We start from the raw sequence: 25,337 nt of genomic DNA on the forward strand, positions 1-25,337 counted from the left end.
GTATGGAAAAAACAGCAGCGCTCGCCAGCCATATTTTGCAGGGGATCGGCGGAGAGAAGAACATTCAGCGTCTGGAAAACTGCATGACGCGCGTGCGCGTCGAGGTGCATGACGACGACCAGCTTGATATCGCGCATCTTAAGCAACTTCCTGGCGTCAGCGGATACGTTAAGCAGGGGCAGCAGCATCAGCTGATCGTCGGGCCGGGAAAAGCGGCACAGGTCGTTGATGCCATGCGCGCATTGATGGGCGGAGGGGCGGCCGTGCCGGTTGACGATGCCGGGCGCACCAAAGCGCAGGCGAAGGCCAAATACAAAGCCCCCATGAGCGATGCGCTGCGGCAGCTGGCAAACGTCTTTATCCCTCTTATTCCGGCATTTATTGCCTCCGGCTTGATCACCGGGATCATCAATATCCTCAAGCGCCCGGATATAGTCGGCGATTTTGCCACGCACTATCCGAACCTGCTCGGGATTCTGGGGATCTTTGGTAGCGCTGTCTTCGCCATCATGAACATTCTGGTTGGGGTCAATACCGCTAAAGTGTTTGGCGGCTCCATGGCCATGGGCGGGGTGATGGCCGGTATTCTCTCCAGCCCGCAGCTGGCGCAGATAACCCTGTTCGGCGAGGCCCTCCAGCCCGGTCGCGGCGGGGTGATTGCGGTGCTGCTGGTGGTCATTCTGATGTGCTGGATTGAGAAAAAGCTGCGCGCCGTTCTCCCCGGTTCAATTGAGCTGATCCTCAATCCGCTGCTGACCACGCTTATCACCGGCTGTGTGGCGATTGTGGCCCTGCAGCCGCTGGGCGGCTGGATCTCAGAGGTGATTGCCCACGGCGCTTCTCTGGCTATCGATCGCGGTGGGCTGTTCGTGGGGGCTGTGCTGTCAGGGACCTTCCTGCCGCTGGTGCTGACCGGGCTGCATCAGGGACTGGTACCGATCCACGTCGAGCTGGTGCAGGCGCATGGTTATAACGCGCTGCTGCCCATCCTGTCGATGGCGGGGGTAGGTCAGGTCGGTGCGGCGATTGCCGTGCTGATGAAAACCCGCAACGCGCGGTTGAAAAAAGTGATTAAAGGGGCGCTACCGGTTGGATTACTGGGCATTGGCGAGCCGCTGATTTTTGGTGTCACGCTGCCGCTCGGTAAGCCTTTCCTTGCGGCCTGTCTGGGCGGCGCGGTAGGCGGGGCGCTTATCAGCTACTGGAAAGTCGCCACCGTTATTACCTTTGGTCTCTCCGGTTTACCGCTGGCGCTTACCATCGTGACCGGAAAAGTCATGCTCTATCTGTTAGGCTATCTGGTAGCGGTGATCGCCGGGTTCCTGTTTACCTGGCTGGCGGGATTCAACGACCCAGAGGAGTAAGGTTTGGCTAATCACGAGCGTCGTGTTGTCTTTTTCGATCTGGATGGAACGCTGCATCAGCAGGATATGTTTGGTACGTTTATGCGCTACCTGCTGCGGCGTCAGCCCCTGAACGCACTGCTCGTCTTACCTTTGTTACCCGTGATTGGCCTTGCGCTGCTGGTGAAAGGCCGGGCTGCGCGCTGGCCAATGAGTCTGCTGCTCTGGGGCTGCACCTTTGGCCACAGTGAAGCCCGGCTCAAACAGCTTGAGCAGGATTTTGCGCACTGGTTTCGGGGTCATGTGACGGCGTTTCCGGTTGTGCAGGCGCGACTGACCAGCTACCTCGATGCGAACGATGCCGATATCTGGTTGATTACCGGCTCGCCGCAGTCGCTGGTAGAGCAGGTCTATTTTGATACGCCGTGGTTGCCGAGAGTGAACCTGATCGCCACGCAGATCTCCCGTGGTTACGGCGGGTGGGTATTGAGCATGCGCTGTCTGGGGCACGAAAAGGTGGCCCAGCTGGAGATGCGCATTGGCACGCCGCTGCGTCTGTACAGCGGTTACAGCGACAGTAAGCAGGACAACCCGCTGCTCTATTTTTGCCAGCACCGCTGGCGCGTGACACCTGCGGGTGAACTTCAGCAACTCGAATAGTTTTATCCATAGTGGGTGTGTATAATGCCGCCCGCTTTTCGACTGGAGTATCAACCGTTGTCCAACCCTGAATTCACACATGAATACTGGATGCGTCATGCGCTAACGCTTGCCCGGCGCGCCTGGGACGAGGGGGAAGTGCCCGTGGGGGCCGTGCTTGTCCATAACAATCAGGTGATTGGCGAAGGGTGGAACCGCCCGATTGGCCGCCACGATCCTACCGCTCACGCAGAAATCATGGCACTTCGTCAGGGGGGGCTGGTACTGCAAAACTACCGTCTGCTCGACACCACGCTGTACGTCACGCTTGAACCGTGCGTCATGTGTTCCGGCGCGATGGTGCACAGCCGTATCGGTACGCTGGTCTTTGGTGCGCGGGATGAAAAAACCGGCGCTGCGGGCTCGCTGATGGATGTGCTCGGACACCCGGGAATGAACCATCAGGTGAAGACTATCGGTGGGGTACTTGCACCAGAGTGTTCGGGGCTATTAAGTGATTTCTTTCGAATGCGCCGTCAGCAGAAAAAGCAACAAAAGGCAGAATTGAAGTCCTCGGGCGATTAATTTCGTCCGGTGCCACAACGGGATAGCTCTGCGCCAGTTGCCTGGCCTCCGTCGCCTCTTTTTCTTTCTCCAGCAGATACCCCACCAGGCTAATTTGATACTTACGAATATTTTCCACGTAAGCATAAGCCTCATGCCCGCGCGCATAACCGTAGGTCAGCTTGTTGTACCACGGCTTCTGGCTCAGAAGCGGCAGACGCTGTTTTACGTCAGACCAGCTGTCGGGGTTGCCTTTTGTTTTTGCCGTCAGGGCACGGGCGTCCAGCATGTGGGCATAGCCCATGTTGTAGGCGGCCAGCGCGAACCAGATGCGCTCCTCTTCCGGCACCGTCTCAGGCACTTTGGCCATCATATCCTGCAGGTAGCGCGCGCCGCCGCTGATGCTCTGTTCCGCATCGGTACGGTCGGTCAGCCCGAGGCTCTGCGCGGTATTTTTGGTCAGCATCATCAGGCCGCGCACGCCGGTCGGCGAGGTGGCCTGGGTGTCCCAGTGTGATTCCTGATAAGAAATCGCCGCCAGCAACCGCCAGTCGATCTCCTGGGCATATTTTTCGAATAACGGCTGCAGGTCCGGCAGTACGCTATCTACGGCGCGCAGGAAGCTACGGGTGTCGACGTAGTCAAAGTCGTCACCATGGCCGAGGTACTTCTCCTCAAGGCGTGCCAGCGTACCGTCTTCATTGATGGTGTTATAAAAATCGAGCATGGCCGCAGAGAGGGTCTGATCGTCATCCAGATGGGTAAACCAGGTGACCGGCTGTTCGTCCGTCACGTCCAGCGCCACGGCGATTTCAGGATGCACCCGCTGGAACAGGCTGATCGCCACGGAGTCGGCGATGGTGTAAGGCAGTTTCTGATCTTTGACCTGGTCCAGCAGCTCCGTCGTGCCGAGTTTAGGGTCAACGGTCCAGCTCAGATCGGGGTATTTCTTCTCCTTCAGCTCACGCAGATCGTCAATCACCACATGGCCAGGGGCAATCGTCAGCTGTTGAGCATTGATCGAGGCGAGCGTGCGCGGGCGCAGGCTCCCGACGCGATAGACCAGCTGCTGTGAAACGGAGTAATAGGTCGGGCCCGGCTGGTAATTCTTGCTGCGCTCGCTGTTGTACACCAGCCCGGCGGCGAGGATATCGGCATCGTCGTTATCCAGGTCATCAAACAGCTGGCTGATGTTCTGGCGCACGGTGATTTTGAGCTTCACGCCGAGATAATCAGCAAACTGCTGGGCCAGTTCATAATCCAGACCGATAGTTTTGCCGTTGATGTCGCTGTAAATCAGCGGAGAGCTGAGGGTACTGACGCGCAGCTCCCCCCGCTCCTGAATAGCGGCGATGCGGTTTTCGGCTTTGCCGAACCAGGGGATGGAAGGCCAGAGGGCCACTGCCAACAGCAACGTTACAATGCCGATGAGCAGATAATTAATCTTTAATTTTTTCAATTAGTTAATTCTCTGCGACGCCGGTTGCCTTAGTCTGCTGTAGCCATGTTAAAAATAAGGTTTGCCATTGATTGAGCGGCATTTTGCGTAAAGTTACGCCACTTGGCAACCAATTAGAGAGACAGGTCACATCTATTGTTAAATGTCTTTGCCGATTTTATTTCGACGCAAACGGTTTCGTCGACGCTCAGGATTCTCTATAATGACGCCCGTTTTCCCCCCTTGCGCACACTGTAAGCGCCCCGGCGCTTCGAAGACGAGAGACTTATGATGGAAATTCTGCGTGGTTCGCCTGCACTGTCTGCCTTCCGTATTAACAAACTGCTGGCACGTTTTCAGGCAGCCGACCTTCCGGTAAGCAATATTTACGCTGAGTATGTCCATTTTGCTGACCTGAATGCCCCCCTGAATGCAGAGGAGCGCGTACAGCTGGAACGCCTGCTCAAGTATGGCCCAAGCCTGAGCAGCCATACCCCAACCGGTAAACTGATTCTTGCGACGCCTCGTCCAGGCACCATCTCCCCCTGGTCTTCCAAAGCGACTGACATCGCACACAACTGTGGTCTGAACCAGATTAACCGTCTGGAACGCGGCGTGGCGTACTATGTTGAAGCCTCCACCCTGAGCGACGCGCAGTGGCAGGCGGTGGCCGCAGAGCTGCATGACCGCATGATGGAGAGCGTGTTTGCTTCTCTGGATGATGCGCAGAAACTTTTCTCCCACCATCAGCCTGCGCCAGTCCAGAGCGTGGATTTGCTGGGGCAAGGCCGTCAGGCGCTGATTGACGCCAACCTGCGTCTCGGCCTGGCACTGGCAGAAGACGAGATCGACTACCTGCAGGATGCGTTCGTTAAGCTGAACCGTAATCCGAACGATATCGAACTGTATATGTTCGCGCAGGCTAACTCCGAGCACTGCCGCCACAAGATTTTCAACGCCGACTGGATTATTGACGGCGAACAGCAGCCGAAGTCGCTGTTCAAAATGATCAAAAACACCATGGAGAAAACCCCTGACCACGTGCTGTCTGCCTATAAAGACAACGCTGCGGTGATGGAAGGTTCCGAGGTGGGCCGCTTCTTCGCCGATCGCGAAGCAGGGCGCTATGATTTCCATCAGGAGCCGGCGCATATCCTGATGAAAGTGGAAACTCACAACCACCCGACGGCGATCTCTCCGTGGCCGGGTGCGGCGACCGGTTCCGGCGGCGAAATCCGTGACGAAGGGGCGACGGGCCGTGGTGCTAAACCAAAAGCGGGTCTGGTCGGTTTCTCCGTCTCCAACCTGCGTATCCCGGGCTTTGAACAGCCGTGGGAAGAAGATTTCGGCAAGCCAGAGCGTATTGTGACCGCGCTGGATATCATGACCGAAGGCCCACTGGGCGGCGCGGCATTCAACAACGAATTTGGTCGTCCGGCACTGAACGGTTACTTCCGTACCTATGAAGAGAAAGTGGACAGCCACAACGGCGAAGAGCTGCGCGGCTACCACAAGCCGATCATGCTGGCGGGCGGGATCGGTAACATTCGTGCCGATCACGTGCAGAAAGGTGAGATCGTCGTCGGTGCGAAGCTGATCGTCCTCGGTGGGCCGGCGATGAACATCGGTCTGGGCGGCGGTGCGGCCTCTTCAATGACGTCCGGTCAGTCTGACGCGGATCTCGACTTTGCCTCCGTTCAGCGCGACAACCCTGAAATGGAGCGTCGTTGCCAGGAAGTGATCGACCGCTGCTGGCAGCTGGGTGATGCTAACCCGATCCTCTTTATTCACGACGTTGGGGCGGGTGGCCTGTCCAACGCCATGCCGGAGCTGGTGAGCGACGGGGGGCGCGGCGGGCGTTTCAACCTGCGCGACATTCTGAGCGATGAGCCGGGCATGAGCCCGCTGGAGATCTGGTGTAACGAATCCCAGGAACGTTATGTGCTGGCCGTCGCAGCCGATCAGCTGCCGCTGTTTGACGAGCTGTGCCGTCGAGAGCGCGCTCCGTATGCCGTCATCGGTGAAGCGACTGAAGAGAAACACCTGACCCTGAGCGATACCCATTTCGACAACCAGCCAATCGACCTGCCGCTGGACGTGCTGCTCGGCAAAACGCCGAAGATGACCCGCGACGTACAGACCCGCAAAGCGGCGGGCAACGCGCTGGATCGTCAGGGCATTACCGTAGCAGAGGCGGTGAATCGCGTGCTGCACCTGCCTGCGGTGGCAGAGAAAACCTTCCTGGTCACCATCGGCGACCGTACCGTGACCGGCATGGTCTCGCGCGATCAGATGGTAGGTCCGTGGCAGATCCCGGTGGCGAACTGCGCCGTGACCACCGCGAGCCTCGACAGCTACTACGGTGAGGCGATGGCGCTGGGCGAACGTACCCCGGTAGCGCTGCTGGACTTCGCGGCCTCTGCTCGTCTGGCCGTCGGTGAAGCGCTGACCAACATCGCCGCGACGCAGATTGGCGATATCAAACGTATCAAACTGTCCGCGAACTGGATGGCCGCTGCCGGTCACCCGGGCGAAGACGCAGGCCTGTATGAAGCCGTTAAAGCGGTGGGTGAAGAGCTCTGTCCTGCACTCGGCCTGACCATTCCGGTGGGTAAAGACTCCATGTCGATGAAAACCCGCTGGCAGGAAGGCAACGAGCAGCGCGAAATGACTTCGCCGCTGTCGCTGATCATCTCCGCGTTTGCCCGTGTGGAAGATGTGCGCCATACCGTGACCCCACAGCTGTCGACCGAAGACAACGCCCTGCTGCTGATTGACCTGGGTAAAGGTCACAACGCGCTGGGTGCCACCGCGCTGGCACAGGTTTACCGTCAGCTGGGTGATAAACCGGCTGACGTGCGTGATGTGGCGCAGTTAAAAGGCTTCTACGACGCCATTCAGGCGCTGGTGGCGCAGCGTAAACTGCTGGCCTACCACGACCGTTCCGACGGCGGCCTGCTGGTGACCCTGGCAGAGATGGCCTTCACCGGACACTGCGGTGTTGAAGCGAATATCGCGACGCTTGGCGAAGATCGTCTGGCGGCACTGTTTAACGAAGAGCTGGGCGCGGTGATTCAGGTGCGTGCGGCAGATCGTGACGCGGTTGAAGCCTTGCTGGCTCAGCATGGCCTGGCAGACTGCGTACACTACCTGGGTAAAGCCGTTCAGGGTGACCGTTTCGTGATTGAAGCAGACGGCCATGCGGTGTTCAGCGAAAGCCGCACCACGCTGCGTATGTGGTGGGCGGAAACCACCTGGCAGATGCAACGCCTGCGTGATAACCCGGAATGTGCCGATCAGGAACACAATGCCAAGGCCAACGACAACGATCCTGGCCTGAACGTGAAGCTCTCCTTCGACATCAACGAAGACATCGCTGCGCCGTACATTGCGACTGGCGCGCGCCCGAAAGTCGCCGTGCTGCGTGAGCAGGGCGTTAACTCCCACGTTGAGATGGCTGCAGCCTTCCACCGTGCAGGCTTTGATGCCATCGACGTTCACATGAGTGACCTGCTGGCAGGTCGCACCGGTCTGGAAGATTTCCAGGCGCTGGTGGCGTGCGGCGGTTTCTCCTACGGTGACGTACTGGGCGCGGGTGAAGGCTGGGCGAAGTCCATTCTCTTCAACAGCCGCGTGCGCGATGAGTTCGAAAGCTTCTTCCATCGTCCGCAAACCCTGGCGCTCGGCGTGTGTAACGGCTGCCAGATGATGTCCAACCTGCGCGAGTTGATCCCGGGTAGCGAAGCCTGGCCTCGCTTTGTGCGTAACCAGTCCGACCGCTTTGAAGCGCGTTTCAGCCTGGTGGAAGTGACTCAAAGCCCGTCTCTGTTGCTGCAGGGAATGGTAGGGTCGCAGATGCCAATCGCCGTTTCTCACGGTGAAGGTCAGGTTGAAGTGCGTGATGCTGCCCATCTGGCTCAGCTTGAGAGCAAGGGCCTGGTGGCGCTGCGCTTTGTCGATAACTTCGGCAAGGTGACGGAAACCTACCCGGCTAACCCGAACGGTTCTGCCAACGGTATTACGGCGGTGACCAGCGAAAGCGGCCGTGCGACCATCATGATGCCACACCCGGAGCGCGTGTTCCGTACCGTGAGCAACTCCTGGCACCCGGAAAACTGGGGCGAGGACAGCCCGTGGATGCGTATCTTCCGCAACGCGCGTAAACAGTTGGGTTAATCGGTATTGCCCTTTAAAGCCCGGTACGCGAAAGCGCTACCGGGCTTTTTTATGTGTGTCGCAATTTCGCGACAGACCCGCAATGCCGCTGTCTCCAAATGGAGACATTTAACTCTTTGATTTATATATGGCAGGTGCGGTTCCCGTTAAGGTGTTGCTGATTAGCGACACTTAGCCTGGAAATCATTCAGCGAGCAATTAACGGTACAAACCTATAAATTATATAAATATCAATGTGATAATATATTGGTTTGCATTTTGGCACAGCTATTGCATAATATTAACCAGTGGCTCATTCACCTTCTTATGTCAGCCCCTTCGGGACGTGCTACATAAACTTCGAATGACGCACAAAAAGGTGCCTGCCGTCCAACTACTGATCATAGCGTTGCTTTATCAGGACAGGGCGAAACGTCGAGTTAGGCACCGCCTCATTCCATGACAAAGCCGGGTTTTTACCCGGCTTTGTTGTATCTGAAGGGCAGACTCAGTTACGCTCTCCTCAAACCCATTCAAAGAGAGTAATGCGTTGAAACGCTGGCCCGTTTTCCCCCGCTCCCTGCGTCAACTCGTGATGATGGCCTTTTTGCTGATCCTGCTGCCTTTACTGATTCTGGCCTGGCAGGCGTGGCAAAGCCTGAACGCGCTCAGTGCCCAGGCGGCACTGACTAACCGCACGACGCTCATTGACGCCAGACGCAGTGAAGCGATGACCAACGCCGCGCTGGAGATGGAGCGTAGCTATCGTCAGTATTGCGTGCTGGACGATCGCACGCTGGAAAAGGTCTACCAGAATCAGCGTAAACGCTATAGCGAGATGCTGGATGCGCATGCCGGCGTGCTGCCGGACGATAAACTCTACCAGGCATTACGTCAGGATTTGAACGACCTGGCCCAGCTACAGTGTAAGAACAGTGGCCCGGATGCGGCCGCGGCCGCTCGTCTTGAAGCCTTCGCGAATGCCAACACCGAGATGGTGCAGTCTACCCGCGCGGTAATTTTCTCTCGCGGTCAGCAGTTGCAGCAGGAGATTGCCGAACGCGGTCAGTTCTTTGGCTGGCAGGCGCTGGTGCTGTTTCTGGTGAGCCTCGCGCTGGTGCTGCTCTTTACCCGGATGATCATCGGCCCGGTGAAGGGTATCCAGCGAATGATCAATCGTCTGGGGGAGGGGAAATCACTGGGTGATACGGTCGCCTTTAAGGGCCCGCGCGAGTTACGTTCCGTGGGGCAGCGAATTATCTGGCTTTCGGAACGCCTGTCGTGGCTGGAATCCCAGCGTCATCAGTTTTTACGTCATATTTCCCATGAGCTTAAAACGCCGCTGGCCAGTATGCGCGAAGGTACGGAATTGCTGGCGGACGAAGTGGCGGGGCCGCTGACGGTGGAGCAGAAAGAGATTGTCGAGATCCTCGACGCCAGCAGCCGCAATCTGCAGAAATTAATTGAGCAGCTGCTCGATTACAACCGCAAGCTGGCGGATGGGGCGGTCGTTCTGGAGAATGTGGAGATTGAGCCGCTGGTGGATATGGTGATCTCTGCCCATAGCTTGCCAGCAAGAGCTAAAATGATGCATACCGGGGTGGCGCTGAGTGAGCCAACCTGCCTGGCTGAACCGATGTTATTGATGAGCGTTCTGGATAATCTTTATTCCAATGCGGTGCACTATGGTACTGAATCCGGTAACATTTATATCCGAAGCTATACGAATGGTTCACGGGTGTTTATTGATGTCGCCAACACCGGCACCCCGATCCCCGATGACGAAAGAGAGATGATATTTGAACCCTTCTTCCAGGGAAGTCATCAGCGAAAAGGTGCGGTTAAAGGAAGCGGTCTGGGCTTGAGTATCGCCCGGGACTGCATACGACGCATGCAGGGGGAGCTAAACATTGTCACGGACGAACGTTCCGATGTTTGCTTCCGTATCGAACTGCCCCAGAGCCGGAAAAACCAATAAAATGAAGCTATGTCTGGTGAGTATGTCACACGTTTTTTTCCGCGCCATATGCGCGGTGTTTTCCCGTAAAACGTTGCGCCTGAGCCTGCCCTGTTTATTGCTGGCGGGGTGTGTTTCCCATGTGCCGAAAAGCGCCATTAGCGATAAGCAGGCAGATAAATGGCCTGAGAGTCAGCTGGCAGATTTCCTCTCAACCCGCTGCGATGATATCTGGAACCTGTCGGGGCATGACGTCGAAACCAATCCTCTGTTCTGGCTACGCGGAATAGATTGCGCGCAGCGCCTGGCCCCGGTTGAAGCCCGCTCAAAAGCGGCGATGCTGGACGACGATACCTGGCAGGACGCCTTCAAGCGCGGGATATTGCTTGGGGATGCCAAAATTACCCCTGTCGAACGACGCACAAACGTCACGCGGCTCGACACCTTCGTGGCATATCTTCCCGCTCAGGTCCGCCCGGTATATCAGCTCTGGCGTAATGGGCAGACATTGCAACTTCAGCTGTCTGAAGAGCGTACCCGTTACAGCAAGCTGCAACAGTCAACCGACAGCGAGCTTGATACCCTGCGTCAACAGCAAGAACATTTGCGTACGCAACTGGATACCACGACGCGTAAGCTGGAGAACCTGACCGATATCGAAAGACAGCTTTCGTCGCGTAAATATCAGCCAGGGAGTTCATCCGCAGTACCGGACAGCGATACGCCGAAACAAGAGGATGTGAAGCATGACGAGCCGTAAACCTGCCCATCTCTTACTGGTGGATGACGATCCCGGATTGCTGAAGCTGTTGGGAATGCGTCTGGTCAGTGAAGGCTACAGCGTCGTGACGGCTGAAAGCGGGCTGGAGGGGCTGAAAATTCTCGCCCGTGAAAAAATTGATCTGGTAATAAGCGACCTGCGGATGGATGAAATGGATGGACTGCAGCTGTTCGCGGAGATCCAGAAGCAGCAGCCGGGTATGCCGGTGATTATCCTCACGGCGCACGGCTCGATCCCGGATGCCGTGGCGGCGACACAGCAGGGGGTATTCAGCTTCCTGACCAAACCGGTGGACAAAGACGCGCTGTATAAGGCTATCGACAGTGCGCTGGAACATGCTGCCCCGTCGAGCGATGAGGCGTGGCGGGAGCCGATTGTCACGCGTAGCCCTATTATGCTGCGTCTGCTGGAACAGGCCCGGATGGTGGCGCAGTCGGACGTCAGCGTGCTGATTAACGGGCAGAGCGGCACCGGGAAAGAGATCCTGGCGCAGGCCATCCATAATGCCAGTCCTCGCAGCAAGAACGCCTTTATCGCCATTAACTGCGGCGCACTGCCGGAACAGCTGCTCGAATCTGAACTGTTCGGCCACGCCCGCGGTGCGTTCACCGGCGCAGTCAGCAGCCGGGAAGGGTTATTCCAGGCGGCGGAAGGCGGCACGCTTTTCCTGGATGAGATTGGCGACATGCCTGCGCCGCTGCAGGTCAAATTGCTGCGCGTGCTGCAGGAGCGAAAAGTGCGCCCGTTGGGCAGCAACCGCGATATCGACATTAACGTGCGTATCATTTCCGCCACGCACCGTGATTTACCGAAGGTGATGGCGCGCAATGAGTTTCGTGAAGATCTCTACTATCGTCTGAACGTCGTGAACCTGAAAATCCCGGCGCTGGCCGAGCGTGCGGAAGATATTCCTTTGCTGGCGAATCACCTGTTGCGCCAGTCTGCGGATCGCCACAAACCGTTTGTTCGGGCGTTTTCCACCGATGCGATGAAGCGGCTGATGGCCGCAAGCTGGCCGGGAAACGTGCGTCAGTTGGTCAACGTGATCGAGCAGTGCGTGGCGCTGACGTCGTCACCTGTCATCAGTGACGCGCTGGTGGAGCAGGCGCTGGAAGGCGAGAACACGGCACTGCCGACGTTTGCCGAAGCGCGTAACCAGTTCGAGCTAAACTATCTGCGTAAGCTGCTGCAGATCACCAAAGGCAACGTGACCCATGCAGCACGCATGGCCGGACGCAACCGCACCGAGTTCTATAAGCTGCTGTCACGGCATGAACTGGAAGCCAACGATTTTAAAGAGTAGTACCGCAAACTTCGAATGAATATGATACTGTGAGCAATCGATTACGAAGCAGCTTACAGGCAAGAGTTTAAGGACCCACCATGAAAAAGATTGATGCGATTATTAAACCTTTCAAACTGGATGATGTACGTGAAGCGCTGGCGGAAGTGGGCATCACCGGGATGACCGTGACTGAAGTGAAAGGTTTTGGTCGTCAGAAGGGCCACACCGAGCTTTACCGTGGTGCAGAGTACATGGTGGACTTTCTGCCGAAAGTGAAAATTGAAATCGTGGTGAGCGACGATATTGTCGATACCTGTGTGGATACCATTATCCGTACGGCGCAAACGGGTAAAATCGGTGACGGTAAAATCTTCGTCTTTGACGTGGCGCGCGTCATCCGTATCCGTACCGGCGAAGAAGACGACGCCGCGATTTAACATTGTCTGCGGTTTTGCAGGCCGGGTCAGGCGCAGCCGCCATCTGGCAAAAAAAGCCCCTCGAACGAGGGGCTTTTTGTATTACAGCACTTTATGCGGTCCAAAACATTCGTAATGGATGTTGTCTTTATTGACGCCCAGTTCAACCAGCTGCTTCGCGGCATACTGCATAAACGCCACCGGACCGCAGACGTAGAACTGCATCTCCGGCGCGCTGAACGCACCTTCATGCTGGCGTAAATCCATCAACCCTTCGCTGTCAAAGCGGGCCGCTGTACGATCGGCATCCGTTGGCAGAAGATACCAGGTGTGTGCGGTGAAACGCGGCAGGGTAGCACCCAGGGTTTTCACTTCGTCAGCAAAGGCATGCACATCCCCGTTTTCCGCAGCGTGGAACCAGTTAACCTGCGCGCTGTGGCTGGATTTCGCCAGCGTGTCCAGCATCGCCAGCATTGGCGTTTGACCCACACCGGCGGAGATGAGCGTGACCGGCGTATTGGCCTCAACAGCCATAAAGAAATCGCCCGCCGGCGCGGCCAGTTGAACCACGTCGCCCACGCTGGCTTCGTTATGCAGCCAGCTGGAAACCTGACCGCCGTCCTCGCGTTTCACCGCAATACGATAGCCCTTACCGTTTGGCTTGCGGGTGAGGGAGTACTGGCGGATCTCCTGATGCGGAAAACCTTCAGGCTTCAGCCAGACGCCGAGATACTGCCCCGGCTGATAATCGGCAACGGGTTGACCATCCACCGGCTCGAACTCAAAACTGGTAATCAGCGCGCTACGCGGCGTTTTCTCAACAATGCGGAAGGCGCGGGTCCCTTCCCAGCCACCGTTCTTGCTGGCGTTTTCGCTGTAGATCTGCGCTTCACGGTTGATAAAGACGTTTGCCAGCACGCCGTAAGCTTTGCCCCATGCGTCCAGCACCTCCTGGCCCGGGCTGAACATCTCGTCCAGCGTCGCCAGCAGGTGACCGCCCACAATGTTGTACTGCTCGGGTTTGATCTGGAAGCTGGTATGCTTCTGCGCGATTTTCTCCACCGCAGGCAGCAGGGCTGGCAGATTTTCAATGTTGCTGGCGTAGGCCGCGATGGCATTAAAAAGCGCTTCCCGCTGATCGCCGTTACGCTGGTTACTCATGTTGAAAATCTCTTTCAACTCCGGGTTGTGCGCGAACATGCGGTCGTAGAAATGCGCGGTGAGCTTAGGGCCGGTCTCCACCAGCAGGGGAATGGTGGCTTTAACGGTAGCGATGGTTTGAGCGTCGAGCATGAGCGCGTCCTTCTGATGTGAACTTAATGATGTATTTTAAATGCATCTTATAAAAATACCCCTGCGATGTAAATGGTTCTTTGCAAGATGAAATATATGCATCACAAACCTGAAAAGAAATCCGTTGAAAATGACGAGGGCTTTATTCCTCAAACCCTTGCGTGGCGTGAAGGAAAACGTTTGCGTAAAATCGTTTGTCAAGACCTGTTATCACAGAACTATTCAGTTATACTGTTGCCCGTCGTCCAACAGGACTGCCTTTTCAGGCCAAAATTTACTTGTTAGCTGAGTCAGGAGATGCGGATGTTAAAGCGTGAAATGAACATTGCCGATTATGATGCCGAACTGTGGCAGGCTATGGAGCAGGAAAAAGTACGTCAGGAAGAGCACATCGAACTGATCGCCTCCGAGAACTACACCAGCCCGCGCGTCATGCAGGCGCAGGGTTCTCAGCTGACCAACAAATATGCTGAAGGGTATCCGGGCAAGCGCTACTACGGCGGCTGTGAGTACGTGGATATCGTTGAGCAACTGGCGATTGACCGTGCGAAAGAACTCTTTGGTGCTGACTACGCTAACGTCCAGCCGCACTCCGGCTCTCAGGCAAACTTCGCGGTCTACACCGCGCTGCTGCAGCCGGGCGATACCGTTCTGGGTATGAACCTGGCGCAGGGCGGTCACCTGACTCACGGCTCCCCGGTAAACTTCTCTGGCAAACTGTACAACATCATTCCTTACGGTATTGATGAGTCAGGCAAAATTGACTACGAAGACATGGCTAAGCAGGCTAAAGAGCACAAGCCGAAGATGATCATCGGTGGTTTCTCTGCTTACTCCGGTATTGTTGACTGGGCAAAAATGCGTGAAATCGCAGACAGCATCGGTGCTTACCTGTTCGTGGATATGGCGCACGTTGCCGGTCTTATCGCTGCGGGCGTTTACCCGAACCCGGTTCCGCATGCGCACGTTGTGACCACCACTACCCACAAAACCCTGGCGGGTCCACGCGGTGGCCTGATCCTGGCGAAAGGCGGTGATGAAGAGCTGTACAAAAAACTGAACTCCGCTGTGTTCCCAAGCGCACAGGGCGGCCCGCTGATGCACGTTATCGCGGCAAAAGCCGTCGCGCTGAAAGAAGCGATGGAGCCAGAGTTCAAGGTGTACCAGCAGCAGGTTGCCAAAAACGCCAAAGCGATGGTGGAAGTGTTCCTGAACCGTGGTTACAAAGTGGTATCCGGCGGCACTGAAAACCACCTGTTCCTGCTGGATCTGGTTGATAAGAACCTGACCGGTAAAGAAGCTGACGCCGCCCTGGGCCGCGCCAACATCACCGTGAACAAAAACAGCGTACCAAACGATCCGAAGAGCCCGTTCGTGACCTCCGGTATCCGTATCGGTTCTCCGGCTGTCACTCGCCGCGGTTTCAAAGAAGCGGAAGTGAAAGAGCTGGCTGGCTGGATGTGTGACGTTCTGGACAACATCAATGACGAAGCGGTTATCGAGCGCGTTAAAGGTAAAGTTCTGGATATCTGCGCACGCTTCCCGGTATACGCATAATTCTTCTGCTTTGCAGAAATAAAAAAGGCCGCGCTTGCGGCCTTTTTTTATGGCTTAACGTCGGTCGAGGGATATTGCTCCCGGTCCCACAATCGCCAGCAGAATAAATGCACCAGCAATACTGACGTTCTTGTAGAAATTAATCATATTTGGCACAACCGCGTCACCGGTCATATCCCAGTAATGGTGACCAATAATCGCCGTGCCCAGCGTGTAGAAAACAAACAGTATGGCGAGAGGGCGGGTGAAAAAGCCCAGCACGATCAGGATCGCGGCAGGGACTTCCATCACCACCGCAATAATGGCCGCCAGCATGGGCATTGGTGTGCCAAGGGATGTCATATATTGCACGGTGCCGCTAAACCCCGTCAGTTTTGGATAGCCAAAGATAATAAAGAGCACGACAAGTGCGATGCGGGCAATCAACAACAACAGGTGGCGTGACTGACCGAAATCGAAATAGCGAAGTGAGTTCATGGCAGAAAACCTCTGCAAGTGGAGTAATTTAAACGTAATACACATTTTCATTCCCTGCCATAAGCCAGACGACTGCATGCAATGTTAATTTTTCGTTAATTTATAGCAGGCTATCTACTTGCTTAATTTTTATATTCTCGCCAGACTATGGCCTCCATTTCGGGAGGGATTCATGGTCTTGCATTCCACGCGCTGGCTGGCGCTCAGCTATTTCACCTATTTCTTTAGCTACGGTATTTTTCTGCCTTTCTGGAGCGTCTGGCTCAAGGGGATTGGCCTTACTCCGGAGACCATTGGTGTCCTGCTGGGAGCGGGGCTGGTGGCGCGTTTCCTCGGCAGCCTGCTGATTGCACCGCGCGTCAGCGATCCCTCCTTACTGATCAAGGCGGTGCGTATACTTGCCCTGTTAACGCTGGTCTTTGTGGCCTGCTTCTGGGTCAGCCATCAGTTTGCCTGGCTGATGGTGGTGATGGTTGGCTTTAACCTGTTCTTCTCTCCGCTGGTTCCCCTGACGGACGCCCTGGCAAACACCTGGCAAAAACAGATCACCATGGACTACGGCCGCGTGCGCCTGTGGGGCTCCATTGCGTTTGTGATTGGCTCTGCGCTGGTGGGTAAACTGGTCAGCCTTTATGATTACCGCGCAATCCTGGCTCTGCTGAGTATCGGGATCGCCTCCATGCTGCTGGGCATGCTGCTGCGACCATCGGTGATGCCGCAAGGCGAAAGCCGTCATCAGGAAAGCGCAGGCTGGCCCGCCTGGCGAAGCCTGGTGGCGCAAAGCTGGCGTTTTCTCGCCTGTGTCTGCCTGCTCCAGGGGGCGCACGCGGCCTATTATGGCTTTAGTGCCATCTACTGGCAGGGCGCGGGATATTCAGCTTCCGCCGTCGGCTATTTGTGGTCACTTGGCGTGGTAGCAGAGGTGATTATCTTTGCGCTCAGCAAGAAACTGTTCCGCCGCTTCGGCGCGCGGGATCTGCTGCTGCTCTCCGCCGTGTGTGGCGTGGCGCGGTGGGGCATTATGGGCTGGACGACCGAACTGCCCTGGCTGATTGTGGCGCAAATTCTGCACTGCGGCACCTTTACCGTGTGCCATCTGGCGGCCATGCGCTATATCGCTGCGCGTGAAGGCGGGGATGTGATCCGCTTGCAGGCGGTCTATTCCGCGGTGGCGATGGGCGGCAGCATTGCCGTAATGACGGTCTTTGCGGGCTTCCTGTACCAGCATCTGGGGCACGGCGTCTTCTGGGTAATGGCACTGGTCGCGCTGCCGGCGATGTTCATTCGCCCGAAAGTGACCGCGCGCGCCTGACTATGATTCCAGCATGGCGCGAATATGTTCTTGCTGCTGCGCATTCAGCGATTCAACGGCGTGGATCAGCGGTGGCGAGAACAGGGGCAGGGCGGTAGGATAAGGGGTAATGACCAGCGCCGCTTCGCGCGGGGCTCCCTCTTTCTGAAAAGCCTGCAGCGTCAGATAGCGAACATTGAGCGGCAGCAGCGTTAACTCGCGCAGCTGCTGTTCAATCACCTCCTCACAGGATTTATCCTCTCCGGTTAGCAACACTACCTGTTTTTCATGCAGATCGGACTCCTGCATCAGCCAGGCACCAAAAATCACCGCCACCAGACTCATCTCTTCATCGGAAAAACGCAGACCAAACTCCGCTTCCAGCTCAAACAGCGCCTCTTTGGTGGTACGCAACAGGCGGGGATAAAGGCGGTGAATCTCTTCAGGCAGACTATTGTCGATGCCGATTTCAAACAGCGAACGATCCAGCGCCTGCGCCAGATGAATATACAGCTGATCGGTCAGCCCTTGTTCATCACTGAAGTTCATCCCCGTCTGTGCCCGAAAACGGGCAATCATGCGCACAATGGCCCGGCGCAAACGTTGATCCTGCTGATGTCTATCGAGCACCGGGTCGGGCGTACGCAGCATCATAAACAGCAGCGCGAGGAACAGTTGTTCGTCGCTGTGGGTCCCCTGCGGCACGCGGCGCTTCCAGTGACGCACGATTTCCTGCGCCGCGAAGTATTCCCCTCGCGATTGCGTCCAGTTGCGTTGAACAGGGGAAAACTGCGGCGTATTGCCGAGATGATGCTGGATCAGACAGTACTGCAAAAAGAGCTGTAAAAACTGCACGTCGCGGCAGTCAAAGGGGCGCTGTAGCTTCCGCGAACAGAAGCTGATCAACGCCCGCAGATTGGTATCGTCATAAAGCGGACGCGCAATGCCCTGCTGTTTAAGCGCGGTTTTAAGCGCCGGGGTAAACTGATGCGAAACAAACTGCGGGCACAGGCGGAGCGCCCTGCGCAACCAGTGCAGCAAACATAAACGCTGATTCAGGACCGAACCTTCAATCCGGTAGCTGCCGTCATGGTGCGTGACGATGTCCAGCCGGTGATAGCGCTGGATTTCATCGCGCGTCTCGGCTATATCTTGCCGTGCCATGGCGTCGTCCACGCCGTTGGCTGCGATTATGCTCTGTGCGGTGACGGCAGCATCGGGCAGGTAAAGCATCAAAAGCACCTGGCAGCGGCGCTGCGAACTGGAAAGCACAGATGGAATTTCAAGCGTTGTCATCATCTGTTGGGTATCCAGTGTGAATGTCTGGTAAGAATAGCTAAAGGATCGACGCTGAAAAGCGTACCGGCAGGCCTTTCACTCAGGATTGCTGGCGAACATCACAGAATTTTTGACGTGAGGAATTGATGCAAACAGTTAAACACAGCGCGATGGCGTTATTTTTGGCGGTTATCACTTTCACCGCCGGCGCGCATCCTCACAGTTTTATCAGTCTCAAAACCGAGCTGGTGACTGACGGAACCCAGTTGAGCGGCCTGAAAATGCGCTGGACGATGGATGAAATCACCTCGGCCGATCTGCTGTATGACGCGGGAAATGCAAAGCCAGGCGATGAGATCTGGAAAAAGCTGGCGGCGGAGGTCATGGCCAACGTGCTGGGGCAGCACTACTTCACCGAGTTCTGGCATAACGGGCAAAAGGTGAAGTTTATGAATCGCCCGACGGAGTATGGCATGTCGCGTGAGGGCCATCAGGCGGTGCTGACGTTTGTTCTTCCGCTGGCGCATCCTCAGCCGCTGGCAGGGCAGACTTATACCTTTTCCACCTTCGACCCCACCTATTACGTCGATATGAGCTATGCGAAGGAGAGTGATGTGACGCTACCGACTACCCTGCAAAAATCCTGCAAACTCGCTGTTCATACGCCAAAACCCAGCGAAGAGACGCTCAACTTTGCCGTCTCTCTGGATAAAGAGGATGCACCACCCGAAGATATGGAACTGGGTAAACAGTTTGCACAGCAGGTGACGTTACAATGTCAGTGATCGCGTCTCCCGCCCGAAAACCACGTCGCTGGCTTCATCTCTGGCCGCTGGCGCTCTTTTTATTGCTGGCCGTGTGCGGCGCGCTGTGGTTATGGCAGGCCTGGCCGCAGGTGATGATGAAAAGCATCCTCTGGCAGCGTGAAGTCAATCAACAGATGAGCGGGCTGCTGAAGGCGGTGGCGGAGAACCCGACAAAAGCGGGCGGTTCCCTGCTGGCGTTTAGCTTTATCTATGGTGTTCTGCACGCGCTGGGGCCGGGGCACGGCAAAATTGTCATCACCACCTGGCTTGCTACCCATCCGTCGAAGTTGAGATCGAGCATTGGCCTGACGCTGGCCTCCTCGCTGCTGCAGGGCGGCGTGGCGATTGCGCTCGTCTTGATAGTCCTTTCACTCTTACAGCTTCCTGCCCGTCAGCTACACATGAGCAGCTTCTGGCTTGAAAAAGGGAGCTATGCGCTGGTGGGCGTGCTGGGGCTGATCCTCTGCTGGCGGGCGCTCAAAAAGCTGCGCGTGCTGCTGCAAAAGCCGAAATTCAAGACCTTTACGCCGCACCACGTTCATGATGAAAACTGCGGATGCGGGCATCAGCATCTACCCACGCAGGAACAATTACAGAACGGCGACGACTGGCGCGCGCGGCTGATGATTGTTCTCTCGATGGGTATGCGCCCGTGCTCGGGGGCGATCATGGTGCTGCTGTTCAGTAAGGTAATCGGCGTGTTTGGCTGGGGAATGCTGTCCGCGCTGGCGATGGCGGCAGGAACGTCTCTCACCATTTCGTCTTTAGCGCTGCTGGTACACAGCTTCCGTCAGCTGGCGGTTAAACTCAGCGGCAATAAAACGCCGGTGCTGTGGCGACAGGTAGGGTGGACTACGCTCGCGCTGGCGGGCGGGGTGATTCTGCTGGTGGCGGCGGTGACGATGTGGATGAGCGCGGTGCCGGTGGGAAGGGGATTGCGGCCGTTTTAGTAGGGTGTGGTCTGATGCCCTCACCCTGACCCTCTCCCACAGGGAGAGGGAATTACCGGGATTAACGCTTCAGCGCATCGCTCAGTTCATCACGCATGTTTGCCAGCATGGCTTTAACAACGCGTGGGTTACCTGCAACGATGTTGCCGGTAGACATATAGTTGTGACCGCCGGTGAAATCGCATACCAGTGCGCCTGCTTCACGCGCGATCAGCTCGCCCGCAGCAAAGTCCCACGGCTTCAGCGCCAGTTCGAAGTAACCGTCAACGCGACCGGTCGCCACGTAGGCCAGATCCAGCGCGGCAGAACCGGTGCGGCGGAAGTCCGCGCATTCGGTGAACAGTTTGCCGAGGATATTCATATACGTGGTCGCGTGCTGTTTCGCCTTGAACGGGAAACCGGTCGCCAGAATGGTGCCGTCCAGATCGCGTGCGTTGCTGCAGCGCAGACGGTAACCGTTCAGCTGCGCGCCCTGACCGCGGGTAGCGGTGAACAGTTCGTTACGCATTGGATCATAAACAACGGCGACTTCAGTACGGCCTTTAATGCGTACTGCGATAGACACAGAGAAGTGTGGCAGGCGTTTGACGAAGTTGGTGGTGCCATCCAGTGGATCGATAACCCATTGAACATCCTGATCGGTACCTTCATGTTCACCGCTTTCTTCGGTGATGATGGTGTGCTGTGGGTAAGATTTGCGGATCGTTTCGATAATAATCGCTTCTGCGGCTTTATCGACGTTAGTCACGAAATCATTGCTGCCTTTCTGGCTGGTTTCTACGGAGTCTGGCGTTTCGTAGTGTTTGGCAATTACATTACCCGCCTTGCGCGCTGCGCGCACGGCGATGGTCAGCATCGGATGCATCGGTCTCTCTCACTGGATGTTAAAGAACAGGAAAATCGGCGCAGAGTATAGCAGCGGGATCGGAATATGTCTCTCGTTTATGATAATATGCCCGAATATTCTTTAGACACTGAATTCAGACATCCAAAAACTATGCTGCAAAACATTCGAATCGTGCTGGTCGAAACATCGCATACCGGCAATATGGGCTCCGTTGCCCGCGCTATGAAAACCATGGGCTTAACGAATCTGTGGCTGGTTAACCCGCTGGTGAAACCGGACTCTCAGGCCATCGCACTGGCCGCCGGTGCCAGTGACGTAATTGGCAACGCGCAAATTGTTGATACCCTGGACGAAGCGCTGGCGGGTTGCAGCCTGGTCGTCGGTACCAGCGCGCGTTCGCGTACGCTGCCGTGGCCAATGCTGGATCCGCGCGAATGCGGTCTGAAAAGCGTGTCGGAAGCGGAGCAGGCGCCGGTGGCGCTGGTGTTTGGGCGTGAGCGCGTCGGCCTGACTAACGACGAGCTGCAGAAGTGCCATTACCACGTCGCGATAGCGGCGAATCCGGAATACAGCTCCCTGAACCTGGCGATGGCGGTACAGGTCATTGCCTACGAAGTGCGTATGGCCTGGCTGGCGACGCAGGAGCAGCAGGTAGAACCGAAAGAAGAGACCGCCTATCCCCTGGTTGACGATCTGGAGCGCTTCTATGGTCACCTGGAGCAGACCCTGCTCTCTACCGGCTTTATCCGTGAAGGGCATCCGGGCCAGGTAATGAATAAGCTGCGTCGTCTGTTCACCCGTGCGCGCCCGGAAAGCCAGGAGCTGAACATCCTGCGTGGGATTCTGGCGTCGATTGAGCAGAAGAATAAAGAGTAGTGTTGATTTCCCCCTCTCCCCGTGGGAGAGGGCTGGGGTGAGGGCATCAGGCCGCACCTATATTATGAAGGCACGGAACGTTAAATACCTGACTAAAACAGTCAAGTAAATAGTTGACCAATTTAGTCAGGAATGTCAGACTTGGCCCTGCTATGCAATACCCCATTTTACTATAAAAAACCCCGGGCAGGGGCGAGTTTGAGGTTAAGTAAGACATGAGACTGACATCTAAAGGGCGTTATGCCGTAACCGCGATGCTGGACGTTGCGCTCAACTCCGAAGCGGGCCCGGTTCCGTTGGCTGATATTTCTGAACGACAAGGGATCTCCCTCTCTTATCTGGAACAGCTGTTCTCCAGACTGCGTAAAAATGGACTGGTTTCCAGCGTTCGTGGCCCAGGCGGCGGTTATCTGCTGGGTAAAGACGCGGGCAGTATTGCGGTTGGCGAAGTCATTAGTGCGGTTGACGAATCCGTTGACGCGACCCGTTGCCAGGGTAAAGGTGGCTGCCAGGGCGGCGATAAGTGCCTGACCCACGCGCTGTGGCGCGATCTGAGCGACCGCCTGACCGGCTTCCTGAACAACATCACCCTCGGTGAACTGGTGAATAACCAGGAAGTTCTGGATGTATCGGGCCGTCAGCACAGCCAGGAATCTCAACGCAGCACCCGCGCGCAGGACGCTATCGACGTTAAATTACGCGCGTAATAAAAAGATAAGTATTTCAGAATCAGGCCGGGGCGAAGCTGCCCCGTGTACTCGGTCGTACATCCAGCCGGTTGCCTGATTCCTTGCATTGAAGCGATGTACGGAGTTTATAGAGCAATGAAATTACCGATTTATCTCGACTACTCCGCAACCACGCCGGTGGACCCGCGTGTTGCCGAGAAAATGATGCAGTGTCTGACCCTGGACGGAAACTTTGGTAACCCAGCTTCCCGTTCACACCGTTTTGGCTGGCATGCTGAAGAGGCGGTGGATATCGCCCGTAATCAGATTGCTGACCTGGTGGGTGCCGACCCGCGTGAGATTGTGTTCACCTCCGGTGCGACCGAATCCGATAACCTGGCGATCAAAGGTGCAGCCAACTTTTATCAGAAAAAAGGCAAGCACATCATCACCAGCAAAACCGAACATAAAGCCGTGCTGGACACCTGCCGTCAGCTCGAGCGTGAAGGCTTTGAAGTCACTTATCTGGCGCCACAGAGCAACGGGATCATCGACCTGAAAGAGCTCGAAGCGGCCATGCGTGATGACACCATTCTGGTTTCCATCATGCACGTTAACAACGAAATCGGCGTGGTGCAGGATATCGCGACCATCGGCGAAATGTGCCGTGCGCGCGGCATCATCTATCACGTTGATGCGACCCAGAGCGTGGGCAAACTGCCTATCGACCTGAGCCAGCTGAAAGTCGACCTGATGTCCTTCTCCGGCCACAAAATCTATGGCCCGAAAGGCATCGGCGCGCTGTACGTTCGTCGTAAACCACGTATCCGCATTGAAGCGCAGATGCACGGTGGCGGACACGAGCGCGGCATGCGTTCCGGTACGCTGCCTGTTCACCAGATCGTGGGCATGGGCGAAGCTTACCGTATTGCGAAAGAAGAGATGGAAACCGAGATGGCGCGCCTGCGCACGCTCCGTAACCGTCTGTGGGACGGCGTGAAAGATATGGAAGAAGTGTATCTGAACGGCGATCTCGAGCAGGGCGCACCCAACATCCTCAACGTGAGCTTCAACTATGTTGAAGGCGAATCGCTGATCATGGCGCTGAAAGACCTGGCGGTCTCTTCCGGTTCTGCCTGTACCTCTGCAAGCCTGGAGCCATCCTACGTGCTGCGCGCGCTGGGTATGACTGACGAGCTGGCACACAGCTCTATCCGTTTCTCTTTAGGTCGTTTCACTACCGAAGAAGAGATTGACTACACCATCAAGCTGGTTCGCAACTCCATCGGCCGTCTGCGCGACCTTTCTCCACTGTGGGAAATGTTCAAGCAGGGCGTGGATCTGAACAGCATTGAATGGTCACATCACTAATCGGTACATAAGGAGAATTCAATCATGGCATACAGCGAAAAAGTTATCGATCATTACGAGAACCCGCGCAACGTTGGCTCTTTTGACAACAGCGACGAGAGCGTAGGTAGCGGTATGGTTGGCGCGCCAGCCTGTGGCGACGTGATGAAGTTGCAGATTAAAGTCAACAATGAAGGTATCATTGAAGACGCGCGCTTCAAGACCTACGGCTGCGGTTCTGCTATTGCGTCCAGCTCCCTGGTCACCGAGTGGGTGAAGGGCAAGTCTCTGGACGAAGCACAGGCAATCAAGAACACGGATATTGCTGAAGAACTCGAACTGCCACCGGTGAAAATTCACTGTTCTATTCTGGCAGAAGACGCGATCAAAGCCGCCATTGCGGATTACAAAAGCAAACGTGAAGCAAAATAATTGAGGTTTGAGTATGTCGATTACCCTTAGCGACAGCGCTGCCGCGCGAGTAAGCTCTTTTCTGGCGAACCGTGGTAAAGGCTTTGGCCTGCGACTGGGCGTACGTACCTCCGGCTGTTCTGGTATGGCTTACGTACTGGAGTTTGTTGACGAACCAGCGTCTGATGACACTGTGTTTGAAGACAAGGGCGTGAAGGTGGTGGTCGATGGCAAAAGCCTGCAATTCCTCAACGGCACTCAGCTGGACTTTGTAAAAGAAGGCCTGAACGAAGGGTTCAAATTCACGAACCCGAACGTCAAAGACGAGTGTGGTTGCGGCGAAAGCTTCCACGTTTAATCGCGCGTCATCCGAAACCCCACCGTGGCTTTATCTGCTGCGCGTGGGGTTTCTTCTAACAGGCTACCCCTGAGATTGTTATGGATTACTTCACTCTCTTCGGTTTACCCGCTCAATACCCGATTGATCTCCAGGCGCTGACGATCCGTTTTCAGGACCTGCAGCGTCAGTATCATCCGGACAAATTCGCCAGCGGTACTCAGGCAGAACAACTGGCTGCGGTGTCGCAATCCGCGACCATTAACCAGGCCTGGCAGACGCTGCGCCATCCGCTGGCGCGTGCAGAATATCTGCTTTCGCTCCACGGCTTTGATCTGGCGAGCGAACAGCACACCGTACGCGACACGGCGTTTCTGATGGAACAGCTTACGCTTCGCGAAGAGCTGGATGAGATTGAACAGGCCAAAGACGAAGCGCGTCTGGAAAGTTTCATCACGCGCGTGAAGGGCATGTTCGATACCCGCCATCAGCAGATGGTGGAGCAACTGAACAACGAGACCTGGGACGTGGCGGCAGACACTGTGCGCAAACTCCGTTTTCTCGATAAACTGCGAAGCAGTGCTGAACAACTCGAAGAAAAGCTGCTCGATTTTTAAT

The 25,337-nt window shown here is 56.1% G+C and carries 23 protein-coding genes; 18 read left to right on the forward strand and 5 right to left on the reverse strand.

All coding sequences use genetic code 11. The annotated features are described in order from the left end of the window. The first annotated feature begins 2 nt into the window (after positions 1-2). The 3 genes from NQ842_RS06935 to tadA are packed head-to-tail and all read left to right on the forward strand — an operon-like array spanning position 3 to position 2,567. Positions 3-1,364: a PTS transporter subunit EIIC gene (locus tag NQ842_RS06935; protein WP_046888192.1), complete on the forward strand. Its 1,362-nt coding sequence runs from the start codon at positions 3-5 to the stop codon at positions 1,362-1,364. 3 nt (positions 1,365-1,367) lie between these two features. After that, a complete protein-coding gene (gene yfhb / locus NQ842_RS06940) occupies positions 1,368-2,003 on the forward strand; it encodes a phosphatidylglycerophosphatase C (protein ID WP_014832918.1) in 636 nt (211 codons plus the stop codon). 24 nt (positions 2,004-2,027) lie between these two features. Next, positions 2,028-2,567 (forward strand): tRNA adenosine(34) deaminase TadA, encoded by a 540-nt coding sequence (gene tadA / locus NQ842_RS06945; RefSeq protein WP_014832917.1) that lies wholly within the window; start codon positions 2,028-2,030, stop codon positions 2,565-2,567. Here the strand turns inward: tadA and mltF are convergent. Beyond that, on the reverse strand, positions 2,455-4,005 hold the full coding sequence (mltF, locus tag NQ842_RS06950; protein WP_050860383.1) for a membrane-bound lytic murein transglycosylase MltF: 1,551 nt from the start codon (positions 4,003-4,005) through the stop codon (positions 2,455-2,457). The genes tadA and mltF overlap by 113 nt on opposite strands. A gap of 267 nt (positions 4,006-4,272) precedes the next feature. On the opposite strand from mltF, the gene purL reads away from it, so the two are divergent. The 5 genes from purL (at position 4,273) to glnB (ending at position 12,599) form a co-directional block, all read left to right on the forward strand. Then, positions 4,273-8,160: a phosphoribosylformylglycinamidine synthase gene (gene purL / locus NQ842_RS06955; protein WP_063412060.1), complete on the forward strand. Its 3,888-nt coding sequence runs from the start codon at positions 4,273-4,275 to the stop codon at positions 8,158-8,160. Positions 8,161-8,689: 529 nt separating this feature from the next. Beyond that, positions 8,690-10,117 carry a two component system sensor histidine kinase QseE/GlrK gene (qseE, locus tag NQ842_RS06960; protein WP_014832914.1) on the forward strand — a complete coding sequence of 476 codons (1,428 nt, stop codon included), beginning with the start codon at positions 8,690-8,692 and terminating at the stop codon, positions 10,115-10,117. A gap of 1 nt (position 10,118) precedes the next feature. Next, entirely contained in the window at positions 10,119-10,856 is a 738-nt protein-coding gene (qseG, locus tag NQ842_RS06965) for a two-component system QseEF-associated lipoprotein QseG (protein ID WP_063412061.1), read from the forward strand. Beyond that, complete coding sequence (gene glrR, locus NQ842_RS06970) at positions 10,843-12,180, forward strand: two-component system response regulator GlrR (RefSeq protein WP_013098304.1); 1,338 nt, start codon at positions 10,843-10,845, stop codon at positions 12,178-12,180. The genes qseG and glrR overlap by 14 nt, the downstream gene beginning before the upstream one ends. Positions 12,181-12,260: 80 nt before the next feature. Beyond that, the gene (gene glnB / locus NQ842_RS06975) at positions 12,261-12,599 is read left to right on the forward strand and encodes a nitrogen regulatory protein P-II (protein WP_003860685.1); all 339 of its coding nucleotides are present in this window, start codon (positions 12,261-12,263) and stop codon (positions 12,597-12,599) included. Between the two features lie 81 nt (positions 12,600-12,680). Here glnB and hmpA read toward each other — a convergent pair whose 3' ends face one another. Next, positions 12,681-13,871: an NO-inducible flavohemoprotein gene (hmpA, locus tag NQ842_RS06980; protein ID WP_014832912.1), complete on the reverse strand. Its 1,191-nt coding sequence runs from the start codon at positions 13,869-13,871 to the stop codon at positions 12,681-12,683. 303 nt (positions 13,872-14,174) lie between these two features. On the opposite strand from hmpA, the gene glyA reads away from it, so the two are divergent. After that, positions 14,175-15,428: a serine hydroxymethyltransferase gene (gene glyA, locus NQ842_RS06985; RefSeq protein WP_008502165.1), complete on the forward strand. Its 1,254-nt coding sequence runs from the start codon at positions 14,175-14,177 to the stop codon at positions 15,426-15,428. A 54-nt stretch (positions 15,429-15,482) separates the two neighbouring features. Here glyA and NQ842_RS06990 read toward each other — a convergent pair whose 3' ends face one another. Next, positions 15,483-15,905, reverse strand: coding sequence for a DoxX family protein (locus NQ842_RS06990; RefSeq protein ID WP_014832911.1), 423 nt, complete (start codon positions 15,903-15,905; stop codon positions 15,483-15,485). Between the two features lie 172 nt (positions 15,906-16,077). Here NQ842_RS06990 and NQ842_RS06995 point away from each other — a divergent pair, with 172 nt between their 5' ends. After that, complete coding sequence (locus NQ842_RS06995) at positions 16,078-17,217, forward strand: 3-phenylpropionate MFS transporter (protein WP_046888198.1); 1,140 nt, start codon at positions 16,078-16,080, stop codon at positions 17,215-17,217. Here NQ842_RS06995 and csiE read toward each other — a convergent pair whose 3' ends face one another. Next, positions 17,218-18,495, reverse strand: coding sequence for a stationary phase inducible protein CsiE (gene csiE, locus NQ842_RS07000; protein WP_257256661.1), 1,278 nt, complete (start codon positions 18,493-18,495; stop codon positions 17,218-17,220). Between the two features lie 125 nt (positions 18,496-18,620). Here csiE and NQ842_RS07005 point away from each other — a divergent pair, with 125 nt between their 5' ends. Both NQ842_RS07005 and NQ842_RS07010 read left to right on the forward strand, forming a co-directional pair. Further along, a complete protein-coding gene (locus NQ842_RS07005) occupies positions 18,621-19,259 on the forward strand; it encodes a DUF1007 family protein (RefSeq protein ID WP_257256662.1) in 639 nt (212 codons plus the stop codon). Then, positions 19,250-20,230 (forward strand): nickel/cobalt transporter, encoded by a 981-nt coding sequence (locus NQ842_RS07010; protein ID WP_257256663.1) that lies wholly within the window; start codon positions 19,250-19,252, stop codon positions 20,228-20,230. The genes NQ842_RS07005 and NQ842_RS07010 overlap by 10 nt, the downstream gene beginning before the upstream one ends. Before the next feature lie 61 nt (positions 20,231-20,291). On the opposite strand, the gene suhB is transcribed toward NQ842_RS07010, so the two are convergent. Continuing rightward, positions 20,292-21,095: an inositol-1-monophosphatase gene (gene suhB / locus NQ842_RS07015; RefSeq protein WP_013098296.1), complete on the reverse strand. Its 804-nt coding sequence runs from the start codon at positions 21,093-21,095 to the stop codon at positions 20,292-20,294. Positions 21,096-21,227: 132 nt separating this feature from the next. Here suhB and trmJ point away from each other — a divergent pair, with 132 nt between their 5' ends. From trmJ to hscB, 6 genes are all read left to right on the forward strand, one after another. After that, complete coding sequence (trmJ, locus tag NQ842_RS07020) at positions 21,228-21,953, forward strand: tRNA (cytosine(32)/uridine(32)-2'-O)-methyltransferase TrmJ (protein ID WP_014832906.1); 726 nt, start codon at positions 21,228-21,230, stop codon at positions 21,951-21,953. Positions 21,954-22,168: 215 nt separating this feature from the next. Beyond that, entirely contained in the window at positions 22,169-22,660 is a 492-nt protein-coding gene (gene iscR / locus NQ842_RS07025) for a Fe-S cluster assembly transcriptional regulator IscR (RefSeq protein ID WP_013098294.1), read from the forward strand. 117 nt (positions 22,661-22,777) lie between these two features. Beyond that, positions 22,778-23,992 (forward strand): cysteine desulfurase, encoded by a 1,215-nt coding sequence (iscS, locus tag NQ842_RS07030; RefSeq protein WP_003860663.1) that lies wholly within the window; start codon positions 22,778-22,780, stop codon positions 23,990-23,992. Between the two features lie 24 nt (positions 23,993-24,016). Next, a complete protein-coding gene (gene iscU, locus NQ842_RS07035) occupies positions 24,017-24,403 on the forward strand; it encodes a Fe-S cluster assembly scaffold IscU (protein ID WP_003860661.1) in 387 nt (128 codons plus the stop codon). 13 nt (positions 24,404-24,416) lie between these two features. After that, positions 24,417-24,740 carry an iron-sulfur cluster assembly protein IscA gene (iscA, locus tag NQ842_RS07040; protein WP_003860659.1) on the forward strand — a complete coding sequence of 108 codons (324 nt, stop codon included), beginning with the start codon at positions 24,417-24,419 and terminating at the stop codon, positions 24,738-24,740. An 80-nt stretch (positions 24,741-24,820) separates the two neighbouring features. Further along, on the forward strand, positions 24,821-25,336 hold the full coding sequence (gene hscB / locus NQ842_RS07045) for a co-chaperone HscB (protein WP_163281511.1): 516 nt from the start codon (positions 24,821-24,823) through the stop codon (positions 25,334-25,336). Position 25,337 lies beyond the last annotated feature (1 nt).

The sequence above is a fragment of the Enterobacter cloacae complex sp. R_G8 genome, assembly GCF_024599795.1.
In the GTDB taxonomy this organism is placed as follows: Bacteria; Pseudomonadota; Gammaproteobacteria; order Enterobacterales; family Enterobacteriaceae; genus Enterobacter; species Enterobacter dissolvens.

Excerpts from the sequence above, each read along its gene's own strand:
- NQ842_RS07010 (WP_257256663.1), top strand. The coding sequence starts at position 19,250 with ATGTCAGTGATCGCGTCTCCCGCCCGAAAACCACGTCGCTGGCTTCAT.
- trmJ (WP_014832906.1), top strand. The coding sequence starts at position 21,228 with ATGCTGCAAAACATTCGAATCGTGCTGGTCGAAACATCGCATACCGGC.
- hscB (WP_163281511.1), top strand. The coding sequence starts at position 24,821 with ATGGATTACTTCACTCTCTTCGGTTTACCCGCTCAATACCCGATTGAT.
- NQ842_RS06935 (WP_046888192.1), top strand. The coding sequence starts at position 3 with ATGGAAAAAACAGCAGCGCTCGCCAGCCATATTTTGCAGGGGATCGGC.
- suhB (WP_013098296.1), bottom strand. The coding sequence starts at position 21,095 with ATGCATCCGATGCTGACCATCGCCGTGCGCGCAGCGCGCAAGGCGGGT.
- glrR (WP_013098304.1), top strand. The coding sequence starts at position 10,843 with ATGACGAGCCGTAAACCTGCCCATCTCTTACTGGTGGATGACGATCCC.
- qseG (WP_063412061.1), top strand. The coding sequence starts at position 10,119 with ATGAAGCTATGTCTGGTGAGTATGTCACACGTTTTTTTCCGCGCCATA.
- iscR (WP_013098294.1), top strand. The coding sequence starts at position 22,169 with ATGAGACTGACATCTAAAGGGCGTTATGCCGTAACCGCGATGCTGGAC.
- hmpA (WP_014832912.1), bottom strand. The coding sequence starts at position 13,871 with ATGCTCGACGCTCAAACCATCGCTACCGTTAAAGCCACCATTCCCCTG.
- NQ842_RS07005 (WP_257256662.1), top strand. The coding sequence starts at position 18,621 with ATGCAAACAGTTAAACACAGCGCGATGGCGTTATTTTTGGCGGTTATC.
- iscU (WP_003860661.1), top strand. The coding sequence starts at position 24,017 with ATGGCATACAGCGAAAAAGTTATCGATCATTACGAGAACCCGCGCAAC.
- iscS (WP_003860663.1), top strand. The coding sequence starts at position 22,778 with ATGAAATTACCGATTTATCTCGACTACTCCGCAACCACGCCGGTGGAC.
- glyA (WP_008502165.1), top strand. The coding sequence starts at position 14,175 with ATGTTAAAGCGTGAAATGAACATTGCCGATTATGATGCCGAACTGTGG.
- glnB (WP_003860685.1), top strand. The coding sequence starts at position 12,261 with ATGAAAAAGATTGATGCGATTATTAAACCTTTCAAACTGGATGATGTA.
- iscA (WP_003860659.1), top strand. The coding sequence starts at position 24,417 with ATGTCGATTACCCTTAGCGACAGCGCTGCCGCGCGAGTAAGCTCTTTT.
- NQ842_RS06995 (WP_046888198.1), top strand. The coding sequence starts at position 16,078 with ATGGTCTTGCATTCCACGCGCTGGCTGGCGCTCAGCTATTTCACCTAT.
- NQ842_RS06990 (WP_014832911.1), bottom strand. The coding sequence starts at position 15,905 with ATGAACTCACTTCGCTATTTCGATTTCGGTCAGTCACGCCACCTGTTG.
- csiE (WP_257256661.1), bottom strand. The coding sequence starts at position 18,495 with ATGATGACAACGCTTGAAATTCCATCTGTGCTTTCCAGTTCGCAGCGC.
- tadA (WP_014832917.1), top strand. The coding sequence starts at position 2,028 with ATGCCGCCCGCTTTTCGACTGGAGTATCAACCGTTGTCCAACCCTGAA.
- purL (WP_063412060.1), top strand. The coding sequence starts at position 4,273 with ATGATGGAAATTCTGCGTGGTTCGCCTGCACTGTCTGCCTTCCGTATT.